Source organism: Cupriavidus sp. TMH.W2, assembly GCF_050847365.1.
In the GTDB taxonomy this organism is placed as follows: Bacteria; Pseudomonadota; Gammaproteobacteria; order Burkholderiales; family Burkholderiaceae; genus Cupriavidus.
In genome coordinates, this window is the sequence record NZ_CP193793.1 from 396,037 (window position 1) to 419,986 (window position 23,950).

The window sequence follows — 23,950 nt, forward strand, 5'->3', positions numbered from 1 at the left end:
GACACAATGAGAATATAAAGCCAGGAGACAACATGCATCGCTTCAATCCCACGCGGCGGCGGATCGGCTCAGCCGCCTTGCTCGCCTTGCTTGCCGGCCTGCCGCTCAGCGGCATGGCGCAGGAGAAATGGCCCAGCCGGCCGGTGACCATCGTGGTGCCCTTCGCACCAGGGGGCAATACCGACATGATCGCGCGGCTGCTGGCCGAGCGCCTGAGCCGGGCCTTCGGCAAGCCGTTCGTGGTGGATAACCGCGGCGGAGCGGGAGGACTGATCGCCGCCGAATACGTGGCGCGTGCCCAGCCGGACGGCCATGTGCTGTTCATGTCGACGATGACGCAGATTGTCACCGCGCCCATGACCAACAAGATCCGCTACGACCCGCTGCGCGATTTCGTGCCGATCATCAACATCGGCGGCAATCCGTTCATCCTGGCGGCAAGCACCCGTCATCACTTCAGGACCCTGGCCGATCTGGTGCGCTACGGCAAGGAGAATCCGGGCAAGCTGAACGTCGGGCATGCCGGCACGGGCGGCCTGACCCAGCTCTCTGCGCTGCTGTTCCTGGCCCGGGCCGGGGTGCAGGCCACCATGGTGCCGTACCGCGGTGGTGCGCCTGCGCTGGCCGACGTCCTGGCCGGGCAGATCGACCTCTACAGCGCCAGCGTGTCCGAAGTCATGCCCTATGCAGGCACCGACAAGCTGAGCCTGCTGGCAGTGTCCAGCGACAAGCGGCTGCCGCAACTGCCATCGCTGCCCACCATCGCCGAGAGCTACCCGGGCCACGAGGTGAATACCTGGAACGGGTTGGTGGGACCGTCCGGCATGCCCAGGGAGGTGGTGGCCAGGCTGGCGGAGGAGGGGCGGAAGATCGTCGCCGATCCGGCGTTCCGCGCGCAGCTCGAGCGGGCCGGCATCATGCCGCTCGGGGAGACCCGGGATGCCTTTTCGGCGCGCATCAAGGCCGATCTGGCGAAATGGAAGCCGGTCATCGAGGCCGCGGGAATCCAACCGGAGTGAACGGTCAGCGAGCACGCCGCCGGGGCGGGCGGCGGCGTGCCGCAGAAGGGCTTTGCGCAACCGCGCCAGGCGCACGGCTATGATGCCGGATGCGCGGGCCGACCGGGCAGGCTGGCCGCCTTGAACCGTTTCCAGCGGCGGCGCAGCGGCTGCCTGTCAGCGCCGACACACCGTGCGATATAGCCGCGCGCGTAGCCGCAGCCAACGGCCAGCTCCTGTCGCTCCGTGCCCAGGCGCAACAGCAGTTTCTCGGCAACCGCCATATCGTTGCGCCATCCCAGGTCATCCTGCAGCCGCGACAAGTGCCGGCGATAGCCGTGCACCTGGTTTGCGGCAAACAGGGATCCAAAAAACTCGGTGGCGTAACGCAGCTTTTTTGCGGCGATACGCGCACGATGGCGCCGTTGCTCATCGATCTTTGCCATACCCCGCCCACGCTTGAGCAACCTGCGTTGCCGCTGGCGCAACGTGGTCAGCGCGAAGTCGCCGGCGGGGCCGGTGAGCGCCGCGCGCTGCGCCTCGTCAAGACCGTGGCGCCAGTCCGCGCTGCCCAGCCAGTGACTCAGTGTCAGAATCAGGCGCGTATAACGGTCAGAGTTCACGGCCTGGGCGGCGCGCTGGCGGGCATCGGCCGCGGCCGCCTTCGCCGCGGCAAGCACCGCATCCGCCCTCATGTCTTGCGGCGCTCCCTTGAACGCGTCCCGCAGGGTGGTGTTGGCGAGCACTTCCCAGTCACGCGCGGGGCCGAGTTCATCGGCAATCCATTTGAGTTCCGCTTGCAGTGCCGGCGGGCAGGCAATCAACGGTTCGAAGATATCGAGCGCGGAACGCAGGCGACGCAGCCCGACCCGCATCTGGTGCACGCTTTCCGGATCTGAGCCGTTGACCACGCCACGTTCGTTTCGCGAGATTTGCGCCAGGCAGTTCCGGGCAATGCACTGAAAGGCCGCTTCAGCCGAACCGGCTGCGTTCAGTTCGAGGGGCTCCGCCCGCGCCGCCTGACCGGCATCGTCAGCGATCAGCGCATAGCCACGGTCGCTTTTGCTGAGGCGGCTCACGCGCATGGGAACGGCATCGAGCAATTGCAGGGCAAAGGCTGACAGATGGGCCGGCTCCCCGGCCTGGATCTCCATCTCAAGCTCGCGGATCGGCTCGGTGAGATCGTTGGCACGGACAACGCCGCGATCGACGGCCAGTTCGACCTCGTCCCCCTGTGGCAAGCGCAACAGCAGGACCATGCGCCGGACATCGGTGACGAAGACCGGCCTGAGGCGCTCTGCCAGATCGCCTTCCCGGAGCAGTATTGCCAACGCCGTGCCCTCGGGCACTTTGTCTCGAAGCGCGCCAAGATCCGGCACGTTGCCGGGGATGGCCGCCTCAAACTCTTCCCGCTCGTATAGCGCCCCGTGCTGCGTGCCCGTGGTTTTCAACGTCTGCACAAAACGCTCACCCGCTTGGCGCACGCGCAGCGATGCGTGCAGACGCCGGAACGAAAGCTCCGGCGTATCGAAATACGTGCTGACGAGCCTCTCTTCGTGTGGCGGTTCCACGCTGCAGGCGGACACCAGGGGCAAGCCGATCAGCCCTTCGGCCTGGTCCTGCAGCAATTCGAGCTTGAGTTCGCGTTCCATCTATCCAGGCATCTGGATTATCTGCTTAATAAATTGCTTTGCCCCGGACCTCGCCACCAGCCCGCAGAGTCAATGCGGCGGGTTTGCATTCGGCGCTCTGCCTGCGAACGGGGTTTCGTGCTCGCGCAAGCGCTGCAGTGATCTGGTCAGCCTGGCACCGTATGTGCGGTCCGCGGCCAGCAGCAGGGTCTCTATGCTCTGCTCCAGTCCTGCGAGCTCACTGCTGCCGGATTCCCTGCTCGCCTTCATGCCCTGGAATTCGTTGGCAATGCGCTTGCCCAGCTTGCGCACGAACTCCGGGTCGAGGTGGCCAAGTGCCGCCGCACTTCCAATATGATCGATCAGGCCCTTCAGGCCCTCCGGGGTGGTCTCGGTGGCAGTTGGCAAATCGTGGGACATGGGAAACTCCAGTGGGCAGTCAAATCATTCTAGGCATCGGATGCCCGTGCCGTGACACGTATTTCGCGGGTGCGGCGCGATCAAATTCGCCTCGGTATGCGTGATGCGCCAGCTAGAATCTGGAAGGATTCTCCCCGCAGGCACTCAAATCATGAAACACGATTCCGATCCCGTGCAGAACGCGTCACCGACCGTCCCGGAGATGCGGAGCCCCGATACCCTGGTGGAACCGGGTGCCCTGTTGAACGGCAATGAGCTCTACGTCAACCGCGAACTCAGCCAGCTGGCGTTCTTTGCACGCGTGCTGGAGCAGGCCGCCGATGCCGCGGTGCCACTGCTGGAGCGCCTGCGTGCCCTGTGCACCTTCAGCAGCAATCTGGATGAGTTCTACGAGATCCGCGTGGCGGGCCTGAAGGAACAGTGCCTGCTCCAGTCGCCGGTTGCCGGCCCGGACGGGCTGACGCCGCAGGTGATCTATGCCAGGGTCAATCAGCGGGTCCGGGAGCTGGTGGATCAGCAGTATCGGCTCTTCAATGACGTGCTGGTGCCGGCCATGGCCGGGCAGCAGATCTGCTTCCTGCGCCGGCCCTCGTGGAACCCCGCGCAGGCGGCATGGATCCGGAATTTCTTCTTCGCCGAACTGATGCCGGTCCTGACGCCGATCGGTTTGGACCCGGCGCATCCGTTTCCGCGGATTCTCAACAAGAGCCTGAACTTCGCCGTTGAACTCGAGGGCAAGGATGCGTTCGGGCGCAACTCCGGCTATGCGATCGTGCAGGCGCCACGCGCGTTGCCGCGCGTCATCGCGCTGCCGGCGGATATTGCCGGATGCGAGCATGGCTTTGTTTTCCTCTCCTCCATTCTGCATGCCCACGTCGGCGAACTGTTCAGTGGCATGGCAATACGCGGCTGCTACCAGTTCCGCGTGACCCGCAACAGCGAGCTGTTTGTGGACGAGGAAGAGATCAAGAATCTGCGCGAGGCACTGCAGGGCGAACTGCCGCACCGGCATCTTGGCGATGCGGTCCGGCTGGAGGTGGCAGACAACTGCACGCCGGCCATGACGGCGTTCCTGCAGGAACAGTTTGGCCTGGCGCCAGGCGAGGTGTTCTCAGTCAACGGGCCGGTCAACCTGGTTCGCCTGATGCAGGTGCCGGATCACGTGGACCGGCCGGAGCTGAAATACCTGCCTTTCCGGCCGGGCCTGCCAAAGGTCCTGCACGAATGTTCCGATATCTTCCGCGCCATCCGCGATGGCGACATCCTGCTGCATCACCCGTTCCAGTCCTTTGCACCGGTGGTGGACTTTGTCAGGCAAGCGGCGCGGGACCCCGACGTGGTGGCAATCAGCCAGACGGTATATCGCGCCGGGCACGACTCGGTCCTGCTCTCGGCACTCCTCGAGGCCGCGCGCAACGGCAAGGAGGTCACCGTTGTGGTGGAACTGCTGGCCCGCTTTGACGAAGAGGCCAACCTGGGCTGGGCCGCGCAACTGGAGGAAGTCGGCGCGCACGTCATCTACGGCGTCGTAGGTTTCAAGGCCCACGCCAAGATGGTCATGGTATTGCGGCGCGAGGGCGGGAAGCTGCGGCGCTATGTGCATCTCGGAACGGGGAACTATCACAGCCAGACGACGCGCACCTATACCGATTTTGGCTTGCTGACAGCCAATGAGCCGCTCACGCAGGACGTGGCGCAAGTGTTCAGCCAACTGACCGGACGCGGCCAGACCCACGGCATGACGCATATCTGGCAATCGCCTTTCACCATGAAGAAGGAACTGCTTGCCGCGATCCGGCGCGAAGCCGGGAATGCCAGGGCCGGCCGCAAGGGATGGATCATTGCCAAGATGAATGCACTGCTTGAGCCGGAACTGATCCAGGCGCTGTATGACGCCTCACGTGACGGTGTCCGTATCGATCTGATCATCAGGGGTGCCTGTGCGCTGCGTCCAGGCGTTGCCGGTCTGTCGGAGACCATTGAGGTCAAATCGGTCATGGGCCGGTTTCTCGAACACTCGCGCATCTTTTATTTTCACGATGACGGGGCGCAAAGGGTCATGCTGTCCAGCGGTGAATGGATGGAGAGAAGCCTGTCGCGGCGGATCGAGATCTGCTTTCCCGTTCTCGATGCCAGCTTGAAGGAACGCGTCATTGCGGAAGGGCTGAAACCCTACCTGACTGACCGCTGTGACGCCTGGCAGATGGCGCCGGATGGAAGCTACATGCGTCAGCCCTCGCGTGAGGGGGAGGCTGCGCAGAATGTGCTGCTGTCAGCGTTGACGTGAGCCCATGTGGCCCAGCGTGCTTCAGCCCGCCACGAAGCGCCTGGCCAGGCCCGCGTTGCGGAACGCGTCGACCACGAAATCGATAAACACGCGCGTCTTGAGGGGCAGCAGCTTCGTGCTCGGGTAGTACAGAGAAATGGGGCCGTTGTCGGCATGCCATCCTGGCAGCAGGCGCATCAGCGCGCCGGTTTCCAGCCATCGCGCGGCATGCGGCGTCGGCAACAGCGCGACGCCGTAGCCGAGCATGGCCGCATGCGCCATGGCTTCCGGGTCATCGAAAATCATCCGTGTGCGTGGCGCGGCCAGCGCCTCGTCGCCGTTCTGGTGGCGCAGCGTCCATGCACGCAATCGTCCGGTCGGGCCTGAGCGCCGCACGATCCCGTCCAGCATGGCAAGGTCGCCGGGGTGCGCCGGCATGGGCCTGTCCTTCATATACGCGGGCGATGCCGTCACGACAATGTGGGTATTGACGAGTTCTCGCGCCACGACGCCCTCGGTCAGTTCGATGCCGCCGCCGATCGCGGCATCGAAACCATCCTGGATCAGGTCCACCGGCCGGTTCTCGAAGTGCCAGTCCGGCACGATGGCGGGATAGCGTGCCAGGAACTCGCCCAGCAGCGGCACCAGGTATTCCCTGCCGAAGGCAAGCGCCAGGCTGATCTTGAGCACGCCGGCGGGTTTGCCTGCGTCTTGCGAGGCGCTGGCAAATGCATCGCGCAAGGTGGAGAACGGACCTGACACCTGCTGGAAGAACTGCTCGCCGCCGTCGGTCAGGGTGAGCTGGCGGGTGCTGCGCTGGAACAGCCGCACGCCCAGGTTTGATTCCAGCCGCGCAACGTTCTTGCTGACCGCCGCAGGGGTGATGCCAAGGCGGCGTGCCGCCGCCGAGAAACTGCCGGCTTCAGCACTCCGCACAAAGGATTCGAGCAGGTTCAGGGCTTCCATGCCACCAGCTTATACCAATGGTTGAAGAAGTTGATGCTGACTCACCGCTACCGGCGACGCAATGCACAGACCATACTGACTTCACCAACCTCTCTTGCTCAGGAGCACTTCATGACCACCCTCTCCGGAAAGATCGCCTTTGTCACCGGCGGCGCCCGCGGTATTGGCGCAGCCATCGTCCGCCGCCTGGCGCGCGAAGGCGCAACCGTCGCCTTCACCTATCAGCAGTCTGCAGCGACCGCCAATGCACTGGCCGCCGAGGTCGAAGCGGCTGGCGGCCGCGCACTGGCGATCCAGGCAGATGCCGCCGATGCCGCTGCGCTCACTGGCGCGATCAATGATGCCGCGCAGCGGTTCGGCAGGATCGATATTCTCGTGAACAATGCCGGCGTGCTGCGGCTGGGCCCGGTCGAGACCCTCTCGCTGGAGGACTTCGACCAGACGCTCGCTGTCAACGTGCGCGCTGTCTTCGTCGCCGCCAAGGCTGCGCTCGCGCACATGGGGCAGGGCGGCCGCATCATCAATATCGGCAGCACCAATGCCTACCGGATGCCGTTCCCTGGCGGCAGCGCGTATGCCATGAGCAAGTCCGCGCTGCTGGGGCTGGTGCAAGGCATGGCCCGCGACCTGGGCCCGCGTGGCATCACCGTCAACAACGTCCAGCCCGGTCCGACCGACACCGACATGAATCCGGAAGCCGGGGAGTTCGGCGCCACCATGCATGGCCTCATGGCGTTGCAGCGCCACGCGGCGCCGGACGAGATCGCGGCGATGGTGGCCTACGTCGCGGGTCCGGAAGCGGGATTCATCACGGGCGCCGGTCTGACGATTGATGGCGGATTCAGCGCCTGATCCAACAGCGGCGCAACGGTTATCGCGCAAGGCCGTACCGGGCGGCGGGCTGGTCACGTGAAAGATTGGGGCCGAGCGCGGCGCGTGCAGCGTCGAACGTGTTCCAGTCGGCCACGTCGGGCAACGACGGCACGGTGATCACCTCGCCCTGGTCCAGCCCTGCGAGGGCCGCATCGACCAGGTCGTCGCCCTGACGAAACGGGGCAGACCCCCGCCAAGGCCGTGGAGCACCTGCGCGTGGAGGCGGCCAGGCTGATGATGGAAGGCGGCCGCCATGCCATCGATGTAGTGGCGCGGGATACCGGCTTCGGCGACCGCGAGCGCATGCGGCGTGCCTTTCTGAGGGCGTTCGGCCAGCCGCCGCAGGCGATCCGGCGCATGGCGCGCGGCGATGCATTGCAGACTGCCTAGCTGCTGCTCGGGGCGACGGTGGCAGAGTTGCACATTGCTGTCCATACGGCGGATTTTGACTACAAGGGCCAAGTGCATCCCGCGTCGAAGGACGATCCGCAGTATGAGATCAAGAGCGACAAGACCGACCACGTCGCTGCCCATCGCGGTGCTGTCCTCGAACTGGTACGCCGCAAAGGCGCGGTGTGACACTGCCGTTCTTTGCCATCGGCCATTCCAACCGGGAATCTCCAGAGTTCCTCAACTTGCCGCACAGGCCCCGGGGCTGCGCGCCCGCGCAGAGGGAGGCGCAGGCGCATCCGAAGACTCAGCCCGCAGCGCTCTCCTGCGCCGCGTCGTATTGCCCCAGGCAGGCCATGCCATTCAGCCGTGAGCGCTGCAGCAGCGCCCGTTGCGCTTGCGCCGCGTTGGCGGCGTCGCCGCGCCAGGCCAGCAGGGGCGGCTCCTGCAAGGCGCGCCCGTAGGAGAAGGACAGCCGCCAGGGCAACGGAGCAAGCCGGTTCATGGCGTCGAGATTGACGGTGGCCTCGGTGGGCGTCTGGCCGCCGGACAGGAAGAAGATGCCCGGCACCGCCGCCGGCACCGTGCGTCTGAGCACCTGCACGGTCTGCATGGCGACCTCGGCCGGCGCCGCGTGCCCGGCTTCCTTGCCGGGCAGCACCATGCTCGGTTTCAGCAGCATGTGTTCGAGCACCACCGCATGCCGGTGCAAGGCGTGAAACACTGCATGCAGCACGGACTCGGTGACCTCGGCGCAACGGGCCATGGTGTGCGCGCCGTCCATCAGCACCTCGGGTTCGACGATCGGTACCACGCCAGACTCCTGGCAGATCGCGGCATAGCGTGCCAGCGCCTCCGCATTGGCCTGGATGGCAGCCCAGCCCGGCAGTTTGTCCGATACGTTGTAGACCGCACGCCACTTGGCAAAGCGCGCACCCTGCTGGCGATAGCCGGCAAGCCGCTTGGCCAGCCCGTCGAGACCCTCGGTAACCTCGTCCCCGGGCGCAAGGGCGAGCGCCAGCTTGCCCTTGTCCACCTTGATGCCGGGCACGATGCCCTGGCGCGCGGCCAGTTCCGGCAGCGGCGTGCCGTCGTCGGCGCGCTGTCCCAGCGTTTCCTCGTACAGGATCACGCCGCTGATGAACGCGCCAAGACCCGGCGTCGACAAGAGCAGGTTGCGCCATGTGCGGCGGTTCTCCTCGCTCGATTCCACCCCGATGCGTTCGAACCGCTTGGCGATCGTCGGGCCGCTCTCGTCGGCCGCCAGCAGTCCTTTGCCCGCTTGTGCCAGGGCGTCGACGGTGGCTTGCAGTTCGCTTCTTCTATCCATGATCAGGCTCCGCGCAGGTGACATAGGAACAAGCATTGACGCGAAAATGCCATCGCGCAAGCAAGGCGGGGCGGGTGGCGCGCGCTTATGGTGGCCGCCCGAACGCTTCGCGCAGCTCGGTGTGGGATAATTGCCCCTTTGCCCAGGGCGCAGCTCAAGAGGTTGTTCGCACGGGCATGCCAGGGCCCTTATTCCCGCGGCCCGCTTCCTATCGCGATATTTCTTCAGCAATAAAATGCCCACATACCGTTCCAAAACCTCCACCGCCGGCCGCAACATGGCGGGGGCGCGCTCCCTGTGGCGCGCCACCGGCATGAAAGACGAAGACTTCTCCAAGCCCATCATTGCGGTGGTCAATTCCTTCACCCAGTTCGTGCCCGGGCACGTGCACCTGAAGGACCTGGGCCAGCTGGTCGCGCGCGAGATCGAGGCCGCGGGCGGCGTGGCCAAGGAATTCAACACCATCGCGGTCGATGACGGCATCGCCATGGGCCACGACGGCATGCTGTATTCGCTGCCCAGCCGCGACATCATCGCGGACTCGGTGGAGTACATGGTCAATGCGCATTGCGCCGACGCCATGGTGTGCATCTCCAACTGCGACAAGATCACCCCCGGCATGCTGATGGCCGCCATGCGGCTCAACATCCCGGTGATCTTTGTCTCCGGCGGCCCCATGGAAGCCGGCAAGACGCGCCTGACCAACCCCGTCACCAAGGCCATGGAGTTCAAGAAGCTCGACCTGGTGGACGCCATGGTGATCGCGGCCGACAGCGCCTATTCCGACGCCGACGTGGCCGAGGTGGAGCGCTCCGCCTGCCCGACCTGCGGCTCGTGCTCGGGCATGTTCACCGCCAACTCCATGAACTGCCTGACCGAGGCGCTGGGCCTGTCGCTGCCCGGCAACGGCACCGTGGTGGCCACGCACGCCGACCGCGAACAGCTGTTCAAGCGCGCCGGCAGCCGCATCGTGGAACTGGCCCGCCAGTATTACGAGCAGGAAGACGCGCGCATCCTGCCGCGCGCGGTGGGCTTCAAGGCGTTCGAAAACGCCATGACGCTGGACATCGCCATGGGCGGCTCCACCAACACCATCCTGCACCTGCTGGCGATCGCGCGCGAGGCGGAAATCGACTTCGACATGACCGACATCGACCGCCTGTCGCGCGTCGTGCCGCAGCTGTGCAAGGTGGCGCCCAACACCAACAAGTACCACATCGAAGACGTGCACCGCGCGGGCGGCATCATGGCCATCCTGGGCGAACTGGAGCGCGCCGGCAAGCTGCACACCGACGTGCCCACGGTGCATGCCCCCACGCTCAAGGACGCGCTGGAGCAGTGGGACATCAGCCGCACCCGGGACGAAGCCGTCAGGAACTTCTACCTGGCCGGCCCGGCGGGCATCCCCACCCAGGTGGCGTTCAGCCAGAACACGCGCTGGCCCAGCCTGGACCTGGACCGCGCCGAGGGCTGCATCCGCTCCTACGAGCACGCCTTCTCCAAGGAAGGCGGCCTGGCGGTGCTGACCGGCAATATCGCGCTCGACGGCTGCGTGGTGAAGACCGCCGGCGTGGACGAGAGCATCCTCGTGTTCGAGGGCACGGCCCACGTCACCGAATCGCAGGACGAGGCGGTGGAGAACATCCTCAACGACAAGGTCAAGGCCGGCGACGTGGTGATCGTGCGCTACGAAGGCCCCAAGGGCGGCCCCGGCATGCAGGAGATGCTCTACCCCACCAGCTATATCAAGTCCAAGGGCCTGGGCAAGGCCTGTGCGCTGCTGACCGACGGCCGCTTCTCCGGCGGGACCTCGGGTTTGTCCATCGGCCACTGCTCGCCCGAAGCAGCAGCCGGCGGCGCCATCGGCCTGGTGCGCGACGGCGACAAGATCCGCATCGACATTCCCAACCGCACGATCAACGTGCTGCTGTCCGATGAGGAACTGGCGCGCCGCCGCGAGGAACAGAACGCCAGGGGGTGGAAGCCGGTCAAGCTGCGTCCGCGCAAGGTGTCTGCTGCGCTCAAGGCTTACGCCAAGCTGGTGATGTCGGCGGATAAGGGTGCGGTGCGGGACTTGTCGTTGCTGGACGATTGAGTCTGCGGCGAAGCGCTGGTCCGTTTGCCGGGAAGGCCGCTCTTTGGAGCGGCTTTTTCTTAGGTTCTTTCCAGGCACCAGCTTTTCTTGTACGGTCGGTGAAAGGCGTCGGATAAAACCAGGCCGGCAGCGGCCAAAAACATAAGGGCCGGTAAACCGGCCATGGCAGACTCGTATCCTTGCCTTCTAACGGCACCGTTTGTCAACGATCGATCATCACAGCTTCATCGGCACTTTGGGAGGTGCCGGGTCAGGTGTATTCAATAACTTGTCAATATCGTGAATAACACCGTAAAGCTCAACAAGGGCTTTTTCCTTGGCTACATCGTGTCCACCAACGATACGGGTCATTTGGGAAGAGGGCAGTTCGTCCTCTTGGTGCAGGTCAGCAATAGTCAGCGTGTTCATTTCGAATCTCCAATCAAAGTAGTCTGGTAACAGGGTTTGAGCAGTTGCTCGCTAACCTGCAGGGCACGATCTGTGCCAACTCGATCCCTGCACGCGCTGTGGCGTAACCTACTGTTTAATATAGAGATTCAAGGCCTCCCGCATCACTGGCAGCGATTCAGGGTACGCAGCATGTCGGCTTTATTCCAACAGGTGACAATCTTCTGTTGGTTATTTGACCGGGCTGTCCGCAAGGTCAAACGGTCCCCTCTTGAAATTGCATACGTGGCCAGCCGTTTCCGAGATGACATCCAGGGCCCTTGAGAAACCGGATTGCCGATACACCGCCGAGTAGATGAGAGGAGGCGGCATCGGATCGGTGCGCACCACGCGCAACAGGCCTGCATGGATATCTGAGGCGAAGTAGTCGACTGCCAACTGGCTGATGCCCAGTCCCTCGATGGTCAGCTCTCGCAACACCGTGAGGCTGTTGGTGGAAAAGACCTTCTTGAATCGGAAACCGTGCTCGCGGTTCCATTGGCCATAGAACGCATTCTTTGCCGATCCGGCTGCTTGTTCCAGCACCGGGTACTCTGCAAGCTCGTCGGGTTTCAGCGGGCGATCGGGGATGCCCAGCTTCGGGCTGGCCATCCAGAGATCCTCCACTCGGCCGACTTCGACGCACCGGTAGGCATCGCCCCAGTAGGTCCCGGGCAAGATGGTCAGATCAATCGTATTGGCTTCCAGTGCGGCGAACAGGTTCAGGCCCGCATCGACCACTGGTTCGAGCTCGAGCGCCGGGTGCTTCAATTTCAATTCGCGCAATAGCCGTGTGAGCCAGGTCAGCGCGACGAGTTCGGTCACGCCGATGCGAAACGTGCCGCGCACCTCGTCGTCGAGGCCCACTTCACGCGCGATCCGCTCCCTGAGCCCCATCGACTCTTCTGCAATCGGCATAAGTCTTGCGCCGGCCTGGGTAGGCACCAGGCCCTTGGGCATCCGGTGCACCAGTTGCACACCCAGCGCTTGTTCAAGCTCGATCACGCGCTTCGATACTGCCGATTGCGTCGTAAACAGCTTGGCCGCCGCGACGGTGAATGATGCGCTCGTGACGCTGAAATAGAACGCCTCAAGCTGTTTGAACGTCACATTCATGAATACCCCACCAACCGAATCGTGCAATAAGCACCACTATGGATCAGTGCACGAATATATGGAATGGCAAAATATTCATATTACTCGTTTGTGGCATGTAGAGACGGCTCACATACTGACGGCCATCGACACACCCATGAACCGCCATGCTGAAGCTTTCTGACAGACTCAACCGCATCAAACCATCCCCCAGTTCCATGGCCGGGCAACGCGTCCGGGAACTCCGGGCCGCCGGCCGCGATGTCATCGGCCTGACGGCCGGAGAGCCGGACTTTGCCACGCCCGCGCACATCTGCGAGGCCGCCCTGGTGGCGATGCAGTCAGGCAAAACCGGATACACGGATGTTGGCGGAACGACCGAACTGCGCGAGGCGGTCGCCCGCAAGTTCTTGCGTGAGAACGGGCTGAGCTATAAGCCTGGCGAGATCATGGTCAGCACCGGCGCGAAGCAAGTGATCTTCAACGCGATGCTCTGCACGGTGCAGGCAGGGGACGAGGTCATCATCCCCGCGCCGTACTGGGTGTCCTACCCGGATATCACGCTGTTTGCGGGCGGTACGCCCGTAATCGTTCCCGGCACACCGGAAACCGGTTTCAGGCTGACGCCGCAGGCGCTGGAGGGCGCGATCACGCCGCGCACCCGCTGGCTCATGCTGAACGCGCCGAACAATCCGAGCGGCGCCGCATATAGCCGCGACGAACTGGTCGCGCTGGGCGAGGTCCTGGAACGGCACCCTCACGTCTGGATCATGACCGACGACATCTACGAGCACCTGATGTACGACGGCACCGGCTTTTTCACCATCGCGCAGGCGTGTCCACAGTTGGCCGACCGGACGCTGACGATCAATGGTGTATCGAAAGCCTATGCCATGACCGGATGGCGAATCGGCTATGCCGGCGGCCCGGCGGGGCTGATCAAGGCCATGATCAAGCTGCAATCGCAAAGCACGTCGTGCGCCAATGCCGTGGCACAGGCGGCCGCGCTCGCCGCGCTCGAAGGCCCGCAAGACTTTGTCGCCGCGAACCGCGACGTCTATCGACAGCGCCGCGACTTCGTGGTGGATGCGCTGAACCGTATAGAGGGTATCGCGTGCGAACCCCCAGCCGGCGCCTTCTATCTCTTTGCGTCATGCACCGGACTGTTCGGCCGCAGGACCAGCGCAGGCCTGACTATCCACAATAGCGACCAATGGACGGCATGGGCGCTCGACGCTGCCAATATCGCCTTCCTTCCTGGCTCTGCTTATGGAGTCGATACACATTTCCGGCTCTCGTTCGCTACCAGCATGGACATGTTGGCCGAAGGCACCAGGCGCATTGCGCACGCAGCCGAAACATTGCTTGCGTAACGCCACGACGGCACAGGCACACCTAAACGCAGAGATCCGCCGGCAACTCCGCCAGCGCACCACGCCCCCCACGATGACGAACCGAAACATCATGCGCAGCCCGCCCAGCCCCCTGATCCGCCCACATTTCCTGAAGCTTCTCACCGTCTGCGTCGCGCTTGCCGCCGCAAACGCCGCGTCCGCGCTGGAATCGTGGCCGACCCGGCCGATCCGCATTCTCGTCGGCTTCTCGCCAGGCGGCTCGAACGACATCGTCGCCCGCCTGATCGCGCCCAAGCTTGCCGACGCGCTAGGAAAACAGGTGTTGATCGACAACCGGCCTGGTGCTGGCGGCAACATCGCCGCGGACGCCATGCTCAAGGCTCCCGCCGATGGCCATACGCTCATGATTTGCACGACCGGCATGCTGTCGATCCAGCCAAACCTGCAAAAGATGAGCTATGACGCCCAGGCGGACATCGTCCCGGTCTCGCTGATCGCCAATACACCATACGTGGCACTGGTCAACGCCTCGCTGCCGATCCACAACGTCAAGGAACTGATCGCCTATGCCAAGGCGAACCCCGGCAAGCTTAACTACGCTTCGTCGGGCAATGGCACGGCAGGGCACCTCGCAGGCGAGATGCTCAAGCTGCGCACCGGGGTCGATATCGTGCATGTGCCGTACAAGGGCACGGGCCAAGCCATGGCTGATCTGCTGGGCGGACAGGTATCGCTGATCTTTGACCAACCGATCAGTTCGATGCAATACGCGAAGTCGGGCAAATTGCGGGTCCTCGGCGTGGCCGCGGCCCATCGGCTGGACGGACTGCCCGATGTGCCTACTTTCGCCGAAGCGGGCGTGAAGGACTTCGAGCCCGTGGCCTGGACCGGCCTCTGTGCCCCGAAGGGAACGCCGGCGTCCGTGGTCGCGCGCTTGCAAAAGGAGGTGCAGCAGGTGCTGCGGCAGCCCGACATCGCGCAGCGGCTGCAACAGGATGGCATGGAAGTCGTGGGCAACTCGCCGGAGAAATTCCGCGAATTCCTGAAGGCCGACAAACAAAAGTGGGCCGGCGTGATCAAGGCTGCCAACGTTACCGTGAACTGAGAACCATCAATGAAAGACAGTCAAGACTTCCGCGCGATCGTGACAGATATCGCCCGTGTTCCACCGGAGCTTGTAACGCTTGCTTCCCAATTCGCATCTTCCCTGCTGGCTGATGTCAATGGCCGCCGTGGAGGGCTGCATGGCCGCGTCGCACCGCTGGACCGACGATTCCGCGTGTGCGGGACGGCGCTGACCGTCGAGGTTCGGCCCGGTGACAACCTCATGATCCACGCCGCGATCGCAATGGCCAGACCCGGTGACGTCATCGTTGTCGATGGCAAGGCGGATCAGACCTGCGCCCTGATGGGCGCAATCATGGCGAACCAGTGCCAGGCCAAGGGTGTGGCGGGCGTCGTCCTGGACGCTGCCGCGCGCGATGGCGACGAGATCCGCGAACTGGGTTTCCCGATTTACGCCGTAGGCACAAATTCCAATGGTCCGACCAAGCTTGTCCCCGGCTTGATCAATCACCCGGTCCAATGCGGTGGCGTGACCGTGCGTCCCGGCGATCTGGTGGTGGGCGATGCCGATGGTGTGGTCGTTATCGAGCGAGAGAAGGTCGCCACCGTACTCGAACTTGCGGCGGAAAAGCTGGAAGCGGAGCGCAGGCGCATTGCCAATATCCAGTCCGGAGCGGAGACCAGGCCTGCCTGGCTGGCCTCTGCGCTATCGGCTTCGGGGGTGCTCGCGCCGGGGCAGGTGCTATAGCACGGAGCGGCAATGCGCGCAGGAGCCGAACCGAGCGGGAAATGGCAAATTCCTACGTCAATCGCAGATCCCACAACGCATCGAGTACATGTTGCGTGGAACGCTCGACGTGCCCTGCACGATGCGCAATGCCGAGCCGACGCCACAACGCCGGGCGCAACGGGCGCATGACAATGCGCCCGTCGGGTAATGGCGTGGCGGCCTCATGAGGCAACAGCGCGGCGCCATAACCTGCCGCTACCAGACTCTTGATCGCATCGTTGTAATTGAGCTGAATGCGCGGCGCAGGATGGTGCCCTCCGGTCGCAAACCACTCCGCGGTCAGGCGCGAGAGGCGCGTAGTCGCATCATTAAGAATGAGAGGTTGAGCGGCGAGCCATTCAGGCGTAATGCGAGCCGGACACCGCCAATGCGCCGGCACAAAGGCCATCACGGGGTCGCGGCGCCAAGGCTTTATCACAACTCCAGCCGCCGGAGGCTGAGGCAGTGCGACCAGCCCGATATCCAGCGTCCCATCCGCCAATCGGGTTAGCGTTTCATGCGAGGTGAGTACCGCGATCTGAATATCGATAGCGGGGTGGTGCTGACGAAGCACTTCAAGCGCTTGCGGCAAAAGGTGCGCAATCGCGCCGGTCGATGCTCCGAGCCGAACGCGTCCGACAAGCCCTTGAACCTGGCGGTGAACATCGTCTAACGCCTGTTCCGCGTCGGCCAACAGTCGACGCGCGCGCTCGACCAACAACTCGCCTGTTGCCGACGGCCGAACATGTCCACGCTTGCGCGACAGGAGCGGAGCCCCGATGCGCTCTTCCAGTTCAGCGATGTGGAGGCTGACCGTTGGTGGCGCCAGATGCAACGCACGCGCCGCGTCGGCGAATGAGCCACGGTCGGCAATAGCGACCAGGGTGCGCAAGCGGTCCAGGCTGATCTCTCGCATGTCGGCGTCCAGATTCAGGGAAAATGAATGTCCAGGTTATGAAATTCAACTTTCGCTATTCTAGCGGTGCGCGGAAGATAACAGGCTCATTCCACCTGTTACCAGTCACCGGAGTATCGCGCGCATGAGCTCTCCCCTTGTTTTCATCGACGGCGACCAAGGCACCACCGGGTTGCAAATTCACGAACGGCTTCGTGGCCGGACCGATCTGAAACTGGTCACGCTTCCCGCAGCGGAACGCAAGGATTCCAGGCGTCGCGCCGAAGCCATCAACGCCTGCGACATCGCCATCCTCTGCCTGCCCGATGGCGCCGCGCGCGAAGCGGTGGACGCCATTGTTAACCCTGCCGTCAGAGTAATCGACGCAAGTTCCGCCCATCGCACAAAGCCGGACTGGACCTACGGCTTTCCGGAAATGAGTCCCGGACAGGCTGAGCGCATTGCGACCGCACGTCGGGTCACCAATCCAGGTTGCTATCCGACCGGTGCAATTGGCCTGCTGCGTCCCCTGCTGCACGCCGGACTCATTCCAGGGAAACACCCGGTCAGCATTTACGCGGTGTCTGGTTACTCCGGACGCGGGCGTGCCGGCGTGGAAGAACACGAGGGGCCGGGGGCTGTCAACGCGCCGCCGTACCAGGTGTATGGTCTGCAGCTCGCGCACAAGCACACCCCGGAGATCCAGCAGCACGCCGGCCTCGCGCGGCGTCCGATCTTTGTCCCTGCGTATGGTGCGTTCCGGCAGGGCATCGTGCTGACGGTGCCCTTGGATGTGCGACTGCTGGCACCCTGCGTGGACGGCGCCACGTTACACGCGTGCCTCGCACGCCACTATGCCGAGGCGGCCCACGTACATGTCGTGCCGCTGCACGAATCGTGCGCTTTAAAGCAGCTGGATCCGCAGGTACTGAACGGTACGGACGATATGCGCTTAAGCGTGTTTCCTAACATGGAACACGGGCACGTTTTGCTATCCGCGGTTTTCGATAATCTCGGCAAGGGCGCTGCCGGCGCTGCGGTTCAGAACCTGAACCTGATGCTCGCGCAGTAATGGTGGCCGATGGCTTACGCTGATGTTCGGCTGCACCTATATGCCACCGATTGTTGGCAATCTGGTCGTGGCAGTCGAATGTCTCCCCTGTGGCGCATGAGGATGCGGAGACTGCTGGCATGCATATCGACCAAGACTCTTATAGATCCTTGAGAGCGCTGTCGCGAAAATCAGAAGGACTGACGCCATTGGCGCGACGAAAGGCCCTGCTGAAGTTGGCAACGTCGGTGAAACCGAGTCGGTAGGCGATTTGCGAGATCGGGAGCTTTCCATCGAGCAGAAGCTTCCGCGCGCGTCTGTTTCGCAGTTCAGTTGCGAGCGTGCGGAAGCTGCTCTCTTCTTTCTTCAGATAGCGGTCAAGCGTGCGTGCCGAGATGCAAAGCAGATCAGCCAGCTCCTCCAGCGTAGGCCGGCTGTCCTCCGCTTCGTTCAGCATCATGGCCACCCACCCGGTCCAACTTCCTTGCTCACGGTACCGTTGCAGGACTGCCCGGCATCGCTCCTCCGCCACGCGTACGGCATGCGCATCGGCCATCGGCAGCGCTGCGTCGAGGCTCCACGTATCCGCCACCATGCGGATCTCCGGCAATGGTGAGGCGCCAAAATGCACGCGTGCGGGCGCCAGCTCGCGATAGCGTGCCGCATGCAGTGGCGCTTCCATTGACATGTAGATGTCGTAGACGCGCGAGGGGTTCTGCAACAAGGGCTTGCATTGCAGGTGCGTCGAAACGGCGATTGTCTCTTGAAGGAGGTTCAGCGTGTCTCTCGCCATTGGCATCGCTGGCCTGAAAATGATCTCCATGCGATTGCCGGCGCGTTGATAGCCCATCCGGAACATGGGCGTCACAAGCCCGTAATAACGAGAACACAACCGGATCAGTTGGTCCAGGGTGGAGCACGAAAGCATCGCATACCCCAGGATATCGTGCGAGTTCAACTTGAGGCGGCAGCCCCATTCGAAGCCAAAATCACTATATCCAGTCAACCTCCGGGCTTCTGCCGGCAAGCAATCGATCTGCTTTGTGGTGAGGCCAAAATCCGTTCCTGTGAGCCGGACAGGGTCGATGTCCAGGGCACGTAGCAGCTCGTCCAGTGAGGTGCCCACTGACCTGAGGTAATCGCCCATCAGCACGAGATAGCGGGCCGGTAATAGAGGGAGGGCAGAGGCTTTCATCAACCGGCAGGGAAATGTGGTGCAGTAGGTGGCGCAGTGAGTGGCGCGAACGGTGTCTGGAAATGATAGATCGTTGTCGGAAATGACAAGTCAAGGCAAAGGGGTCTCCCCAGAATGGATCCCTACAAGAGCCCACCGTCCTGGAGGGGGCGACACCACCGGAGACAGTCCCATGCTGTTCGAATCCATCAACACCGGTTGCCTGGACGGCAACGATACCCCCTGGATGCCATGCGCGCCCTACAGCAACGACGTAATGATCAAGTACTTCAAGATCGATCCGGTACGGGGGGAAATCATCACTTTGTTAAAGGCGCCTGCCGGCATGGAGATGCCACGCCATCATCACACCGGTACGGTGATCGTGTACACCGTTCAGGGGAGCTGGCGCTACAAGGAGCATGACTGGATCGCCCGTGCCGGCAGCGTCGTGTATGAAACTGCCTCCACGCGGCATACGCCCCAGGCGGCCTATGCCGAAGGCCCGGACATCATCACCTTCAACATCGTGGCGGGTGAGCTGCTTTACCTGGACGACAAGGACAACATCATCACCGTCGAGAACTGGAAGACGTCGATGGACCGCTACCTCAACTACTGCAAGGCCAACGGCATCAAGCCCAAGGACTTGTCTACCTTCGAAGACTGACTTCCTCCGCGGGGGCATCGCTCGGGCGCGAATCACGCTCTCGAAAGGGTCGGCAGCAGTGACGCGCGTTTGAGGCCAATGCGCAGCTGAGGGAACTGCCTGGGAGAGCCAGGGACGCGATCGTAACGTTTAAAGAAAATACAGGAGGAGACATGATTGCATTGACTCACACCCCGTGGCTGCGGCGCGTTCTGTGCGTGCTGCTTGGCTCGGCCGCATTTCAGGTTCAGGTAACCGCCGGCGCAATCGCGGCTCCGCCAAGCGCGGCCGATGCACGGGAAATCGCCACGGAGGCCTACATTTACGCCTATCCAATGGTGCTGATGGAGGTGACGCGGCGTGTTTCCACCAACGTCGAAGCGCCGGATTCCAGCCGCATTCGTGCGCCGATGAATCAGTTTGTGCACGCGGCCGCGTTTCCGGACGACAGGTTCGACACGGTGGTTCGCCCGAATGCGGATACGCTGTACTCAACGCTCTGGTTCGACGTCACGCGTGAGCCGCTCATCATCTCCGTGCCGGACTCCGGCGAGCGCTACTATCTGCTGCCGGCGCTCGACATGTGGACGGACGTCTTTACCTCGCCCGGCACGCGTACCACCGGTAATGGACCGCAGCACTTCGCTATTGTCGGCCCGCACTGGCACGGCAAGCTTCCGGCCGGCATCCTGGTCTACGTTTCACCGACAGGCTTAGGCTGGATGATCGGCCGGACACAGACCAATGGCGTTGCCGACTACGCATCTGTCCACAAATTCCAGGCCGCCCTCAAGGCCACGCCGCTCAGTGCATGGGGTAAGCCCGGCTATGTGCCACCAAAGGGCACCGTCAATTCACAACAGGATATGACGGCCCCCGTGGAGCAGGTGGCAAAGATGGACGGGGACACTTACTTTGCGACGTTTGCCCGGTTGCTGAAGGCCAATCCGCCGCATGCCAACGACTATCCGATTCTTGCCCGCATCGCGCGCCTTGGGCTGATGCCAGGGCGGGATTTTGATCTGAATCGCTTGCCGCCGGAGTTGCAGGCGGCGTTGCGCGCGGCGCCGGCCGCCGGGCGCAAGTTGATCGTGGCAGCGCTACCTCGCTCCGGTACCGTGACCAACGGCTGGAGACTGATTGGCAATCCGAGGACCGGGGATGTCCCCTCCTTCTGATTGGACCGTCTGGCGCATTAAACCTATGCCCTGGCACACTTGATGACCGTATCGAGCGTGCGCGTGGTGATGTCCTTCCCGAACGAGCGTTCGAGCAGGCTCATGAACACCGGGCCTTTCTTCGGGTCAGGCACATAGGCGCTGAAGACCTCCGCGGCATCGGCCCTGAAGATGCTTGCGCCGTCGCGCTCGATGGGCAGCTTCACGTCTGGCGGCACTGGGCTGCGCAGAAACGTGACCACCCGCTTGGCCGAAGGGGCAAGGCTGAATCCGGCGAAGGGGTCCGCGTCGATGAGGTTCTGGAGATAGCGGGCCGGCCGGACGAAGGTGTCGAAGCTGCGGCCCAGTTCAGACTGCATCGCCTTTTCGGCGCGTCGCTCCAGGCTGGCCAGTGACGACGATTTCGCGTTGAATACGACATTGCCGCTGGAGAGCAGGGTTTTCACTTCGGAGAAGCCCGCCGCCTCGAAGCAACGCTTGAGTTCTGGCATCCGGGCGTTCATCGGGCTGACGCCGCGAAGAAAGGCAACGTATCGGGACATGGCTATCTCGTCAGGGCCTCGGGTTCGTGGCAAACCACTTCGATGTTGTGCCCGTCCGGACCAATGACGAAAGCTGCATAGTAGTTCGCGTGGTAGTGCGGGCGCAGACCAGGCGCACCATTGTCTTTGCCACCCGCCTCCAGAGCCGCGCGATAGAATGCTTCGACCTGCTGGCGATTCCCGGCCGTGAACGCCAGATGAAGACGCGCCGGCTTCTCGTCGGTTTGGTACAGGCACAATGAAGCCTGGCCCTTTGGACTAAGCTCGACACCATACGTCGGCGGTCCCTCCGAGACAACCGCTACGCCGAGCGGTTCGAGTGCCTTGGGGAAGAACGCTTTGCTCGCTGCATAGTCGCTGACTCCGAATTTGACATGGTCAAACATGAGCTCTCCTGACGTGTGTGGGCCTGCGCGAGCATCCTAACCCGTCCGTCAACAGGACGTCCACCAGCGGGCTTCGCCCACCTGCGGCCGCCCCTCATTGCGCGCTTGTCTCGCCCGTTTCATGCCATCTTTATGCGTTCTTTATACGCGCCGGCCACCTTTCTACAATGTTTTTACTGCCCCGTCGCTAAGCTTCAAACCGAAAACCACGCAAAGGTGTTTTGTCATGGACGGGATCTTTCTGATCGTATTGATTGGCTTCGCTTTGCTGAGCGCGGCGCTGCTTGGGCTTTGCGTCGTGCTGGCCCCGCAATCTTCGCCGGGCACCGCGCAGGGCGGGCCGCATCAACAGGTGCCGGGAAAGCACAGCGCGTCGGACAGGGGGCAGTGATGAGCTGGACCGATCTGTTGAGCGGCGTGCTGGCCGCAGCCATTTTTGTTTACCTCCTCATTGCGCTGTTCCGGCCGGAGAAATTCTGATGTCCTCGCAATTTGTGGGCCTGCTGGTCCTGTATCTTGCAATCCTCCTGGCTTGCGCGCCATTCCTCGGCCGCTATATGAGGCGGGCCGTGGAGGATGGCCGCTACACGCTGACCGCGTGGGGCCGCCCCCTCGAGCGATTGCTGTATCGCCTGGGCGGCGTGCATGCCGACGCCGGGATGGGCTGGAAGCAGTACACCGTCGCGGTGCTTGCCTTCAACCTGCTTGGCGTGGTGGCGGTCTACGCGCTGCAGCGCGTGCAGGGCCTGTTGCCGCTGAATCCGCTGGGCTTTGGTGCGGTTACGCCGGACTCGGCCTTCAACACCGCCATCAGCTTTGTCACGAACACCAACTGGCAAGGCTATGCCGGTGAGTCGACCATGGGCTATCTGACCCAGATGCTCGCGCTCACGGTGCAGAACTTCCTGTCGGCCGCAACCGGCATCGCGGTGGTGTTCGCACTGATTCGCGGCTTCGCGCGCCAGAGTGCGGCCACCATCGGCAACTTCTGGGTCGACGTGACCCGGATCACGCTCTATGTACTGGCGCCGATTGCCACCGTGATCGCGCTGGCACTGGTCAGTCAGGGCGTGATTCAGAATTTCGATGCCTACAAGGAAGTCAGCCTTGTGACGCCGGTCGAATACAGCCAGCCCAAGGTCGATGGCGCCGGCCAGCCGCTGCTCGATGCACAGGGCAAGCCGGTCATGGAGGTCATGAAGACAGACAAGCAGACGCTGGCGATGGGGCCGGTCGCCTCGCAAGAGGCCATCAAGATGCTTGGCACCAATGGCGGCGGCTTCTTCAATGCCAACTCGGCGCATCCGTTCGAGAACCCGAATGCCCTGGCCAACTTCATCCAGATGCTGGCGATCTTCCTGATTCCCGCGGCGCTTTGCTTCACGTTTGGCGAGATGGTGGGAGACAGGCGACAGGGGGTGGCAGTGCTGGCCTCCATGACGGTGATTTTTGTCGCCATGGCTTGCGTCGCCGCGATGTCCGAACAAATGACCAATGCTGCGTTGTCCGGCTTGCCGGTCGACCATGCCAGATCCCTGTTGCAGGCCGGCGGCAATATGGAGGGCAAGGAGACGCGCTTCGGCATGGCGGCGTCGGCGCTGTTCGCCACCATCACGACCGCGGCTTCGTGCGGCGCCGTCAATGCCATGCATGACTCCTTCACCGCCATCGGCGGGCTGGTGCCGATGCTGCTGATGCAACTGGGCGAAGTGGTGTTCGGCGGCGTCGGTTCGGGGCTGTACGGCATGCTCGTCTACGCGGTGCTCGCCGTGTTCATCGCCGGCCTGATGATCGGCCGCACGCCGGAGTACCTGGGCAAGAAGATCGAAACCTATGAAATGAAAATGACCGCCGTCGCGATCCTGGTCACGCCGCTGCTGGTGCTGCTCGGCACGTCCGTGGCGGTGATGGCCGAAGCGGGGCGCGCGGGCGTATTCAATCCGGGTACGCACGGCTTCTCGGAGATCCTTTACGCGCTGTCGTCGGCGGCCAACAACAACGGCAGCGCGTTCGCCGGCCTTTCTGCCAACACGCCGTTCTACAACACGCTGCTGGCCGCGGCCATGTGGTTCGGGCGCTTCTGGATCATCATCCCGGTGCTCGCGCTGGCAGGCTCGCTCGCGGCCAAGAAGCGCGTGCCGCCCAGCGGCGGCACCATGCCCACGCACGGTCCCCTGTTCGTTGTCCTGCTGGTGGGGACGGTGCTGATGGTGGGCGCGCTGACCTACGTGCCGGCCCTGGCGCTCGGACCGGTTGCCGAGCAGCTCCAGGGCGCGGTGACGGCCACCGCGGCGAAGTAAGACGACCACTGACGAAGACATATCGAGCATTCCGACACGTCTGGTACCGCGCTGCGATGCAGCGGCGGGTGCCGGGTGTCTCCAGCGGATTGCGGA

General features: G+C 63.3%; 23 protein-coding genes and 3 pseudogenes. 15 read left to right on the forward strand and 11 right to left on the reverse strand.

Translation table 11 applies throughout. The features are described from left to right. Positions 1-32: 32 nt before the first annotated feature. Positions 33-1,019, forward strand: a complete 987-nt coding sequence (locus ACREYQ_RS19375) for a Bug family tripartite tricarboxylate transporter substrate binding protein (protein ID WP_432261807.1) — start codon at positions 33-35, stop codon at positions 1,017-1,019. A gap of 77 nt (positions 1,020-1,096) precedes the next feature. Here the strand turns inward: ACREYQ_RS19375 and ACREYQ_RS19380 are convergent, their stop codons facing one another. After that, on the reverse strand, positions 1,097-2,650 hold the full coding sequence (locus ACREYQ_RS19380) for a CHAD domain-containing protein (protein WP_432261808.1): 1,554 nt from the start codon (positions 2,648-2,650) through the stop codon (positions 1,097-1,099). A 69-nt stretch (positions 2,651-2,719) separates the two neighbouring features. Beyond that, positions 2,720-3,049, reverse strand: a complete 330-nt coding sequence (locus tag ACREYQ_RS19385; RefSeq protein WP_432261809.1) for a hypothetical protein — start codon at positions 3,047-3,049, stop codon at positions 2,720-2,722. Positions 3,050-3,200: 151 nt separating this feature from the next. Between ACREYQ_RS19385 and ppk1 the strand changes: the two genes are divergently transcribed. After that, entirely contained in the window at positions 3,201-5,336 is a 2,136-nt protein-coding gene (gene ppk1, locus ACREYQ_RS19390; RefSeq protein WP_432261810.1) for a polyphosphate kinase 1, read from the forward strand. A 21-nt stretch (positions 5,337-5,357) separates the two neighbouring features. Here ppk1 and ACREYQ_RS19395 read toward each other — a convergent pair whose 3' ends face one another. Beyond that, on the reverse strand, positions 5,358-6,281 hold the full coding sequence (locus tag ACREYQ_RS19395; RefSeq protein ID WP_432261811.1) for a LysR family transcriptional regulator: 924 nt from the start codon (positions 6,279-6,281) through the stop codon (positions 5,358-5,360). A 111-nt stretch (positions 6,282-6,392) separates the two neighbouring features. Between ACREYQ_RS19395 and ACREYQ_RS19400 the strand changes: the two genes are divergently transcribed. Then, on the forward strand, positions 6,393-7,133 hold the full coding sequence (locus ACREYQ_RS19400) for an SDR family oxidoreductase (protein ID WP_432262600.1): 741 nt from the start codon (positions 6,393-6,395) through the stop codon (positions 7,131-7,133). A gap of 19 nt (positions 7,134-7,152) precedes the next feature. On the opposite strand, the pseudogene ACREYQ_RS19405 reads toward ACREYQ_RS19400, so the two are convergent. Beyond that, positions 7,153-7,326, reverse strand: a pseudogene (locus ACREYQ_RS19405) (SDR family NAD(P)-dependent oxidoreductase); the annotation flags it as partial. On the opposite strand from ACREYQ_RS19405, the pseudogene ACREYQ_RS19410 reads away from it, so the two are divergent. Continuing rightward, positions 7,326-7,544: pseudogene (locus ACREYQ_RS19410) on the forward strand (helix-turn-helix domain-containing protein); the annotation flags it as partial. The pseudogenes ACREYQ_RS19405 and ACREYQ_RS19410 sit on opposite strands and share 1 nt — an antisense overlap. A 33-nt stretch (positions 7,545-7,577) precedes the next feature. Beyond that, positions 7,578-7,733, forward strand: a pseudogene (locus ACREYQ_RS19415) (DUF2945 domain-containing protein); the annotation flags it as partial. Between the two features lie 118 nt (positions 7,734-7,851). Here ACREYQ_RS19415 and ACREYQ_RS19420 read toward each other — a convergent pair. Next, the gene (locus tag ACREYQ_RS19420) at positions 7,852-8,874 is read right to left on the reverse strand and encodes a class I fructose-bisphosphate aldolase (protein ID WP_432261812.1); all 1,023 of its coding nucleotides are present in this window, start codon (positions 8,872-8,874) and stop codon (positions 7,852-7,854) included. A 235-nt stretch (positions 8,875-9,109) separates the two neighbouring features. On the opposite strand from ACREYQ_RS19420, the gene ilvD reads away from it, so the two are divergent. Beyond that, the gene (ilvD, locus tag ACREYQ_RS19425; RefSeq protein WP_432261813.1) at positions 9,110-10,969 is read left to right on the forward strand and encodes a dihydroxy-acid dehydratase; all 1,860 of its coding nucleotides are present in this window, start codon (positions 9,110-9,112) and stop codon (positions 10,967-10,969) included. Positions 10,970-11,185: 216 nt separating this feature from the next. Here the strand turns inward: ilvD and ACREYQ_RS19430 are convergent, their stop codons facing one another. Both ACREYQ_RS19430 and ACREYQ_RS19435 read right to left on the reverse strand, forming a co-directional pair. Then, the gene (locus ACREYQ_RS19430; RefSeq protein ID WP_432261814.1) at positions 11,186-11,377 is read right to left on the reverse strand and encodes a hypothetical protein; all 192 of its coding nucleotides are present in this window, start codon (positions 11,375-11,377) and stop codon (positions 11,186-11,188) included. A 210-nt stretch (positions 11,378-11,587) separates the two neighbouring features. Continuing rightward, positions 11,588-12,511 carry a LysR family transcriptional regulator gene (locus ACREYQ_RS19435; protein ID WP_432261815.1) on the reverse strand — a complete coding sequence of 308 codons (924 nt, stop codon included), beginning with the start codon at positions 12,509-12,511 and terminating at the stop codon, positions 11,588-11,590. 146 nt (positions 12,512-12,657) lie between these two features. On the opposite strand from ACREYQ_RS19435, the gene ACREYQ_RS19440 reads away from it, so the two are divergent. The 3 genes from ACREYQ_RS19440 (at position 12,658) to ACREYQ_RS19450 (ending at position 15,658) form a co-directional block, all read left to right on the forward strand. After that, complete coding sequence (locus tag ACREYQ_RS19440; RefSeq protein WP_432261816.1) at positions 12,658-13,863, forward strand: pyridoxal phosphate-dependent aminotransferase; 1,206 nt, start codon at positions 12,658-12,660, stop codon at positions 13,861-13,863. Positions 13,864-13,954: 91 nt separating this feature from the next. Then, a complete protein-coding gene (locus ACREYQ_RS19445; RefSeq protein WP_432261817.1) occupies positions 13,955-14,950 on the forward strand; it encodes a Bug family tripartite tricarboxylate transporter substrate binding protein in 996 nt (331 codons plus the stop codon). A 9-nt stretch (positions 14,951-14,959) separates the two neighbouring features. Beyond that, positions 14,960-15,658, forward strand: a complete 699-nt coding sequence (locus ACREYQ_RS19450) for an RraA family protein (RefSeq protein ID WP_432261818.1) — start codon at positions 14,960-14,962, stop codon at positions 15,656-15,658. 52 nt (positions 15,659-15,710) lie between these two features. Here ACREYQ_RS19450 and ACREYQ_RS19455 read toward each other — a convergent pair whose 3' ends face one another. Continuing rightward, a complete protein-coding gene (locus ACREYQ_RS19455) occupies positions 15,711-16,595 on the reverse strand; it encodes a LysR family transcriptional regulator (RefSeq protein WP_432261819.1) in 885 nt (294 codons plus the stop codon). 124 nt (positions 16,596-16,719) lie between these two features. On the opposite strand from ACREYQ_RS19455, the gene argC reads away from it, so the two are divergent. Further along, entirely contained in the window at positions 16,720-17,646 is a 927-nt protein-coding gene (argC, locus tag ACREYQ_RS19460; protein WP_432261820.1) for an N-acetyl-gamma-glutamyl-phosphate reductase, read from the forward strand. Positions 17,647-17,785: 139 nt separating this feature from the next. Here the strand turns inward: argC and ACREYQ_RS19465 are convergent, their stop codons facing one another. Beyond that, positions 17,786-18,820, reverse strand: coding sequence for an AraC family transcriptional regulator ligand-binding domain-containing protein (locus ACREYQ_RS19465; RefSeq protein ID WP_432261821.1), 1,035 nt, complete (start codon positions 18,818-18,820; stop codon positions 17,786-17,788). A 172-nt stretch (positions 18,821-18,992) separates the two neighbouring features. On the opposite strand from ACREYQ_RS19465, the gene ACREYQ_RS19470 reads away from it, so the two are divergent. Beyond that, entirely contained in the window at positions 18,993-19,469 is a 477-nt protein-coding gene (locus ACREYQ_RS19470) for a 2,4'-dihydroxyacetophenone dioxygenase family protein (protein ID WP_432261822.1), read from the forward strand. A 152-nt stretch (positions 19,470-19,621) separates the two neighbouring features. Next, on the forward strand, positions 19,622-20,626 hold the full coding sequence (locus ACREYQ_RS19475) for a DUF1254 domain-containing protein (protein ID WP_432261823.1): 1,005 nt from the start codon (positions 19,622-19,624) through the stop codon (positions 20,624-20,626). A gap of 23 nt (positions 20,627-20,649) precedes the next feature. On the opposite strand, the gene ACREYQ_RS19480 is transcribed toward ACREYQ_RS19475, so the two are convergent. Then, positions 20,650-21,129, reverse strand: a complete 480-nt coding sequence (locus tag ACREYQ_RS19480) for a DUF1697 domain-containing protein (RefSeq protein WP_432261824.1) — start codon at positions 21,127-21,129, stop codon at positions 20,650-20,652. Positions 21,130-21,170: 41 nt separating this feature from the next. Further along, on the reverse strand, positions 21,171-21,554 hold the full coding sequence (locus ACREYQ_RS19485) for a VOC family protein (protein WP_432261825.1): 384 nt from the start codon (positions 21,552-21,554) through the stop codon (positions 21,171-21,173). A gap of 226 nt (positions 21,555-21,780) precedes the next feature. On the opposite strand from ACREYQ_RS19485, the gene ACREYQ_RS19490 reads away from it, so the two are divergent. From ACREYQ_RS19490 to kdpA, 3 genes are read left to right on the forward strand one after another with little or no spacing between them, the layout of a single operon-like run. Continuing rightward, the gene (locus tag ACREYQ_RS19490) at positions 21,781-21,945 is read left to right on the forward strand and encodes a hypothetical protein (protein ID WP_432261826.1); all 165 of its coding nucleotides are present in this window, start codon (positions 21,781-21,783) and stop codon (positions 21,943-21,945) included. Next, positions 21,945-22,034, forward strand: a complete 90-nt coding sequence (kdpF, locus tag ACREYQ_RS19495) for a K(+)-transporting ATPase subunit F (protein WP_432261827.1) — start codon at positions 21,945-21,947, stop codon at positions 22,032-22,034. The genes ACREYQ_RS19490 and kdpF overlap by 1 nt, the downstream gene beginning before the upstream one ends. After that, positions 22,034-23,854 carry a potassium-transporting ATPase subunit KdpA gene (gene kdpA, locus ACREYQ_RS19500; protein ID WP_432261828.1) on the forward strand — a complete coding sequence of 607 codons (1,821 nt, stop codon included), beginning with the start codon at positions 22,034-22,036 and terminating at the stop codon, positions 23,852-23,854. The genes kdpF and kdpA overlap by 1 nt, the downstream gene beginning before the upstream one ends. Positions 23,855-23,950: the final 96 nt, after the last annotated feature.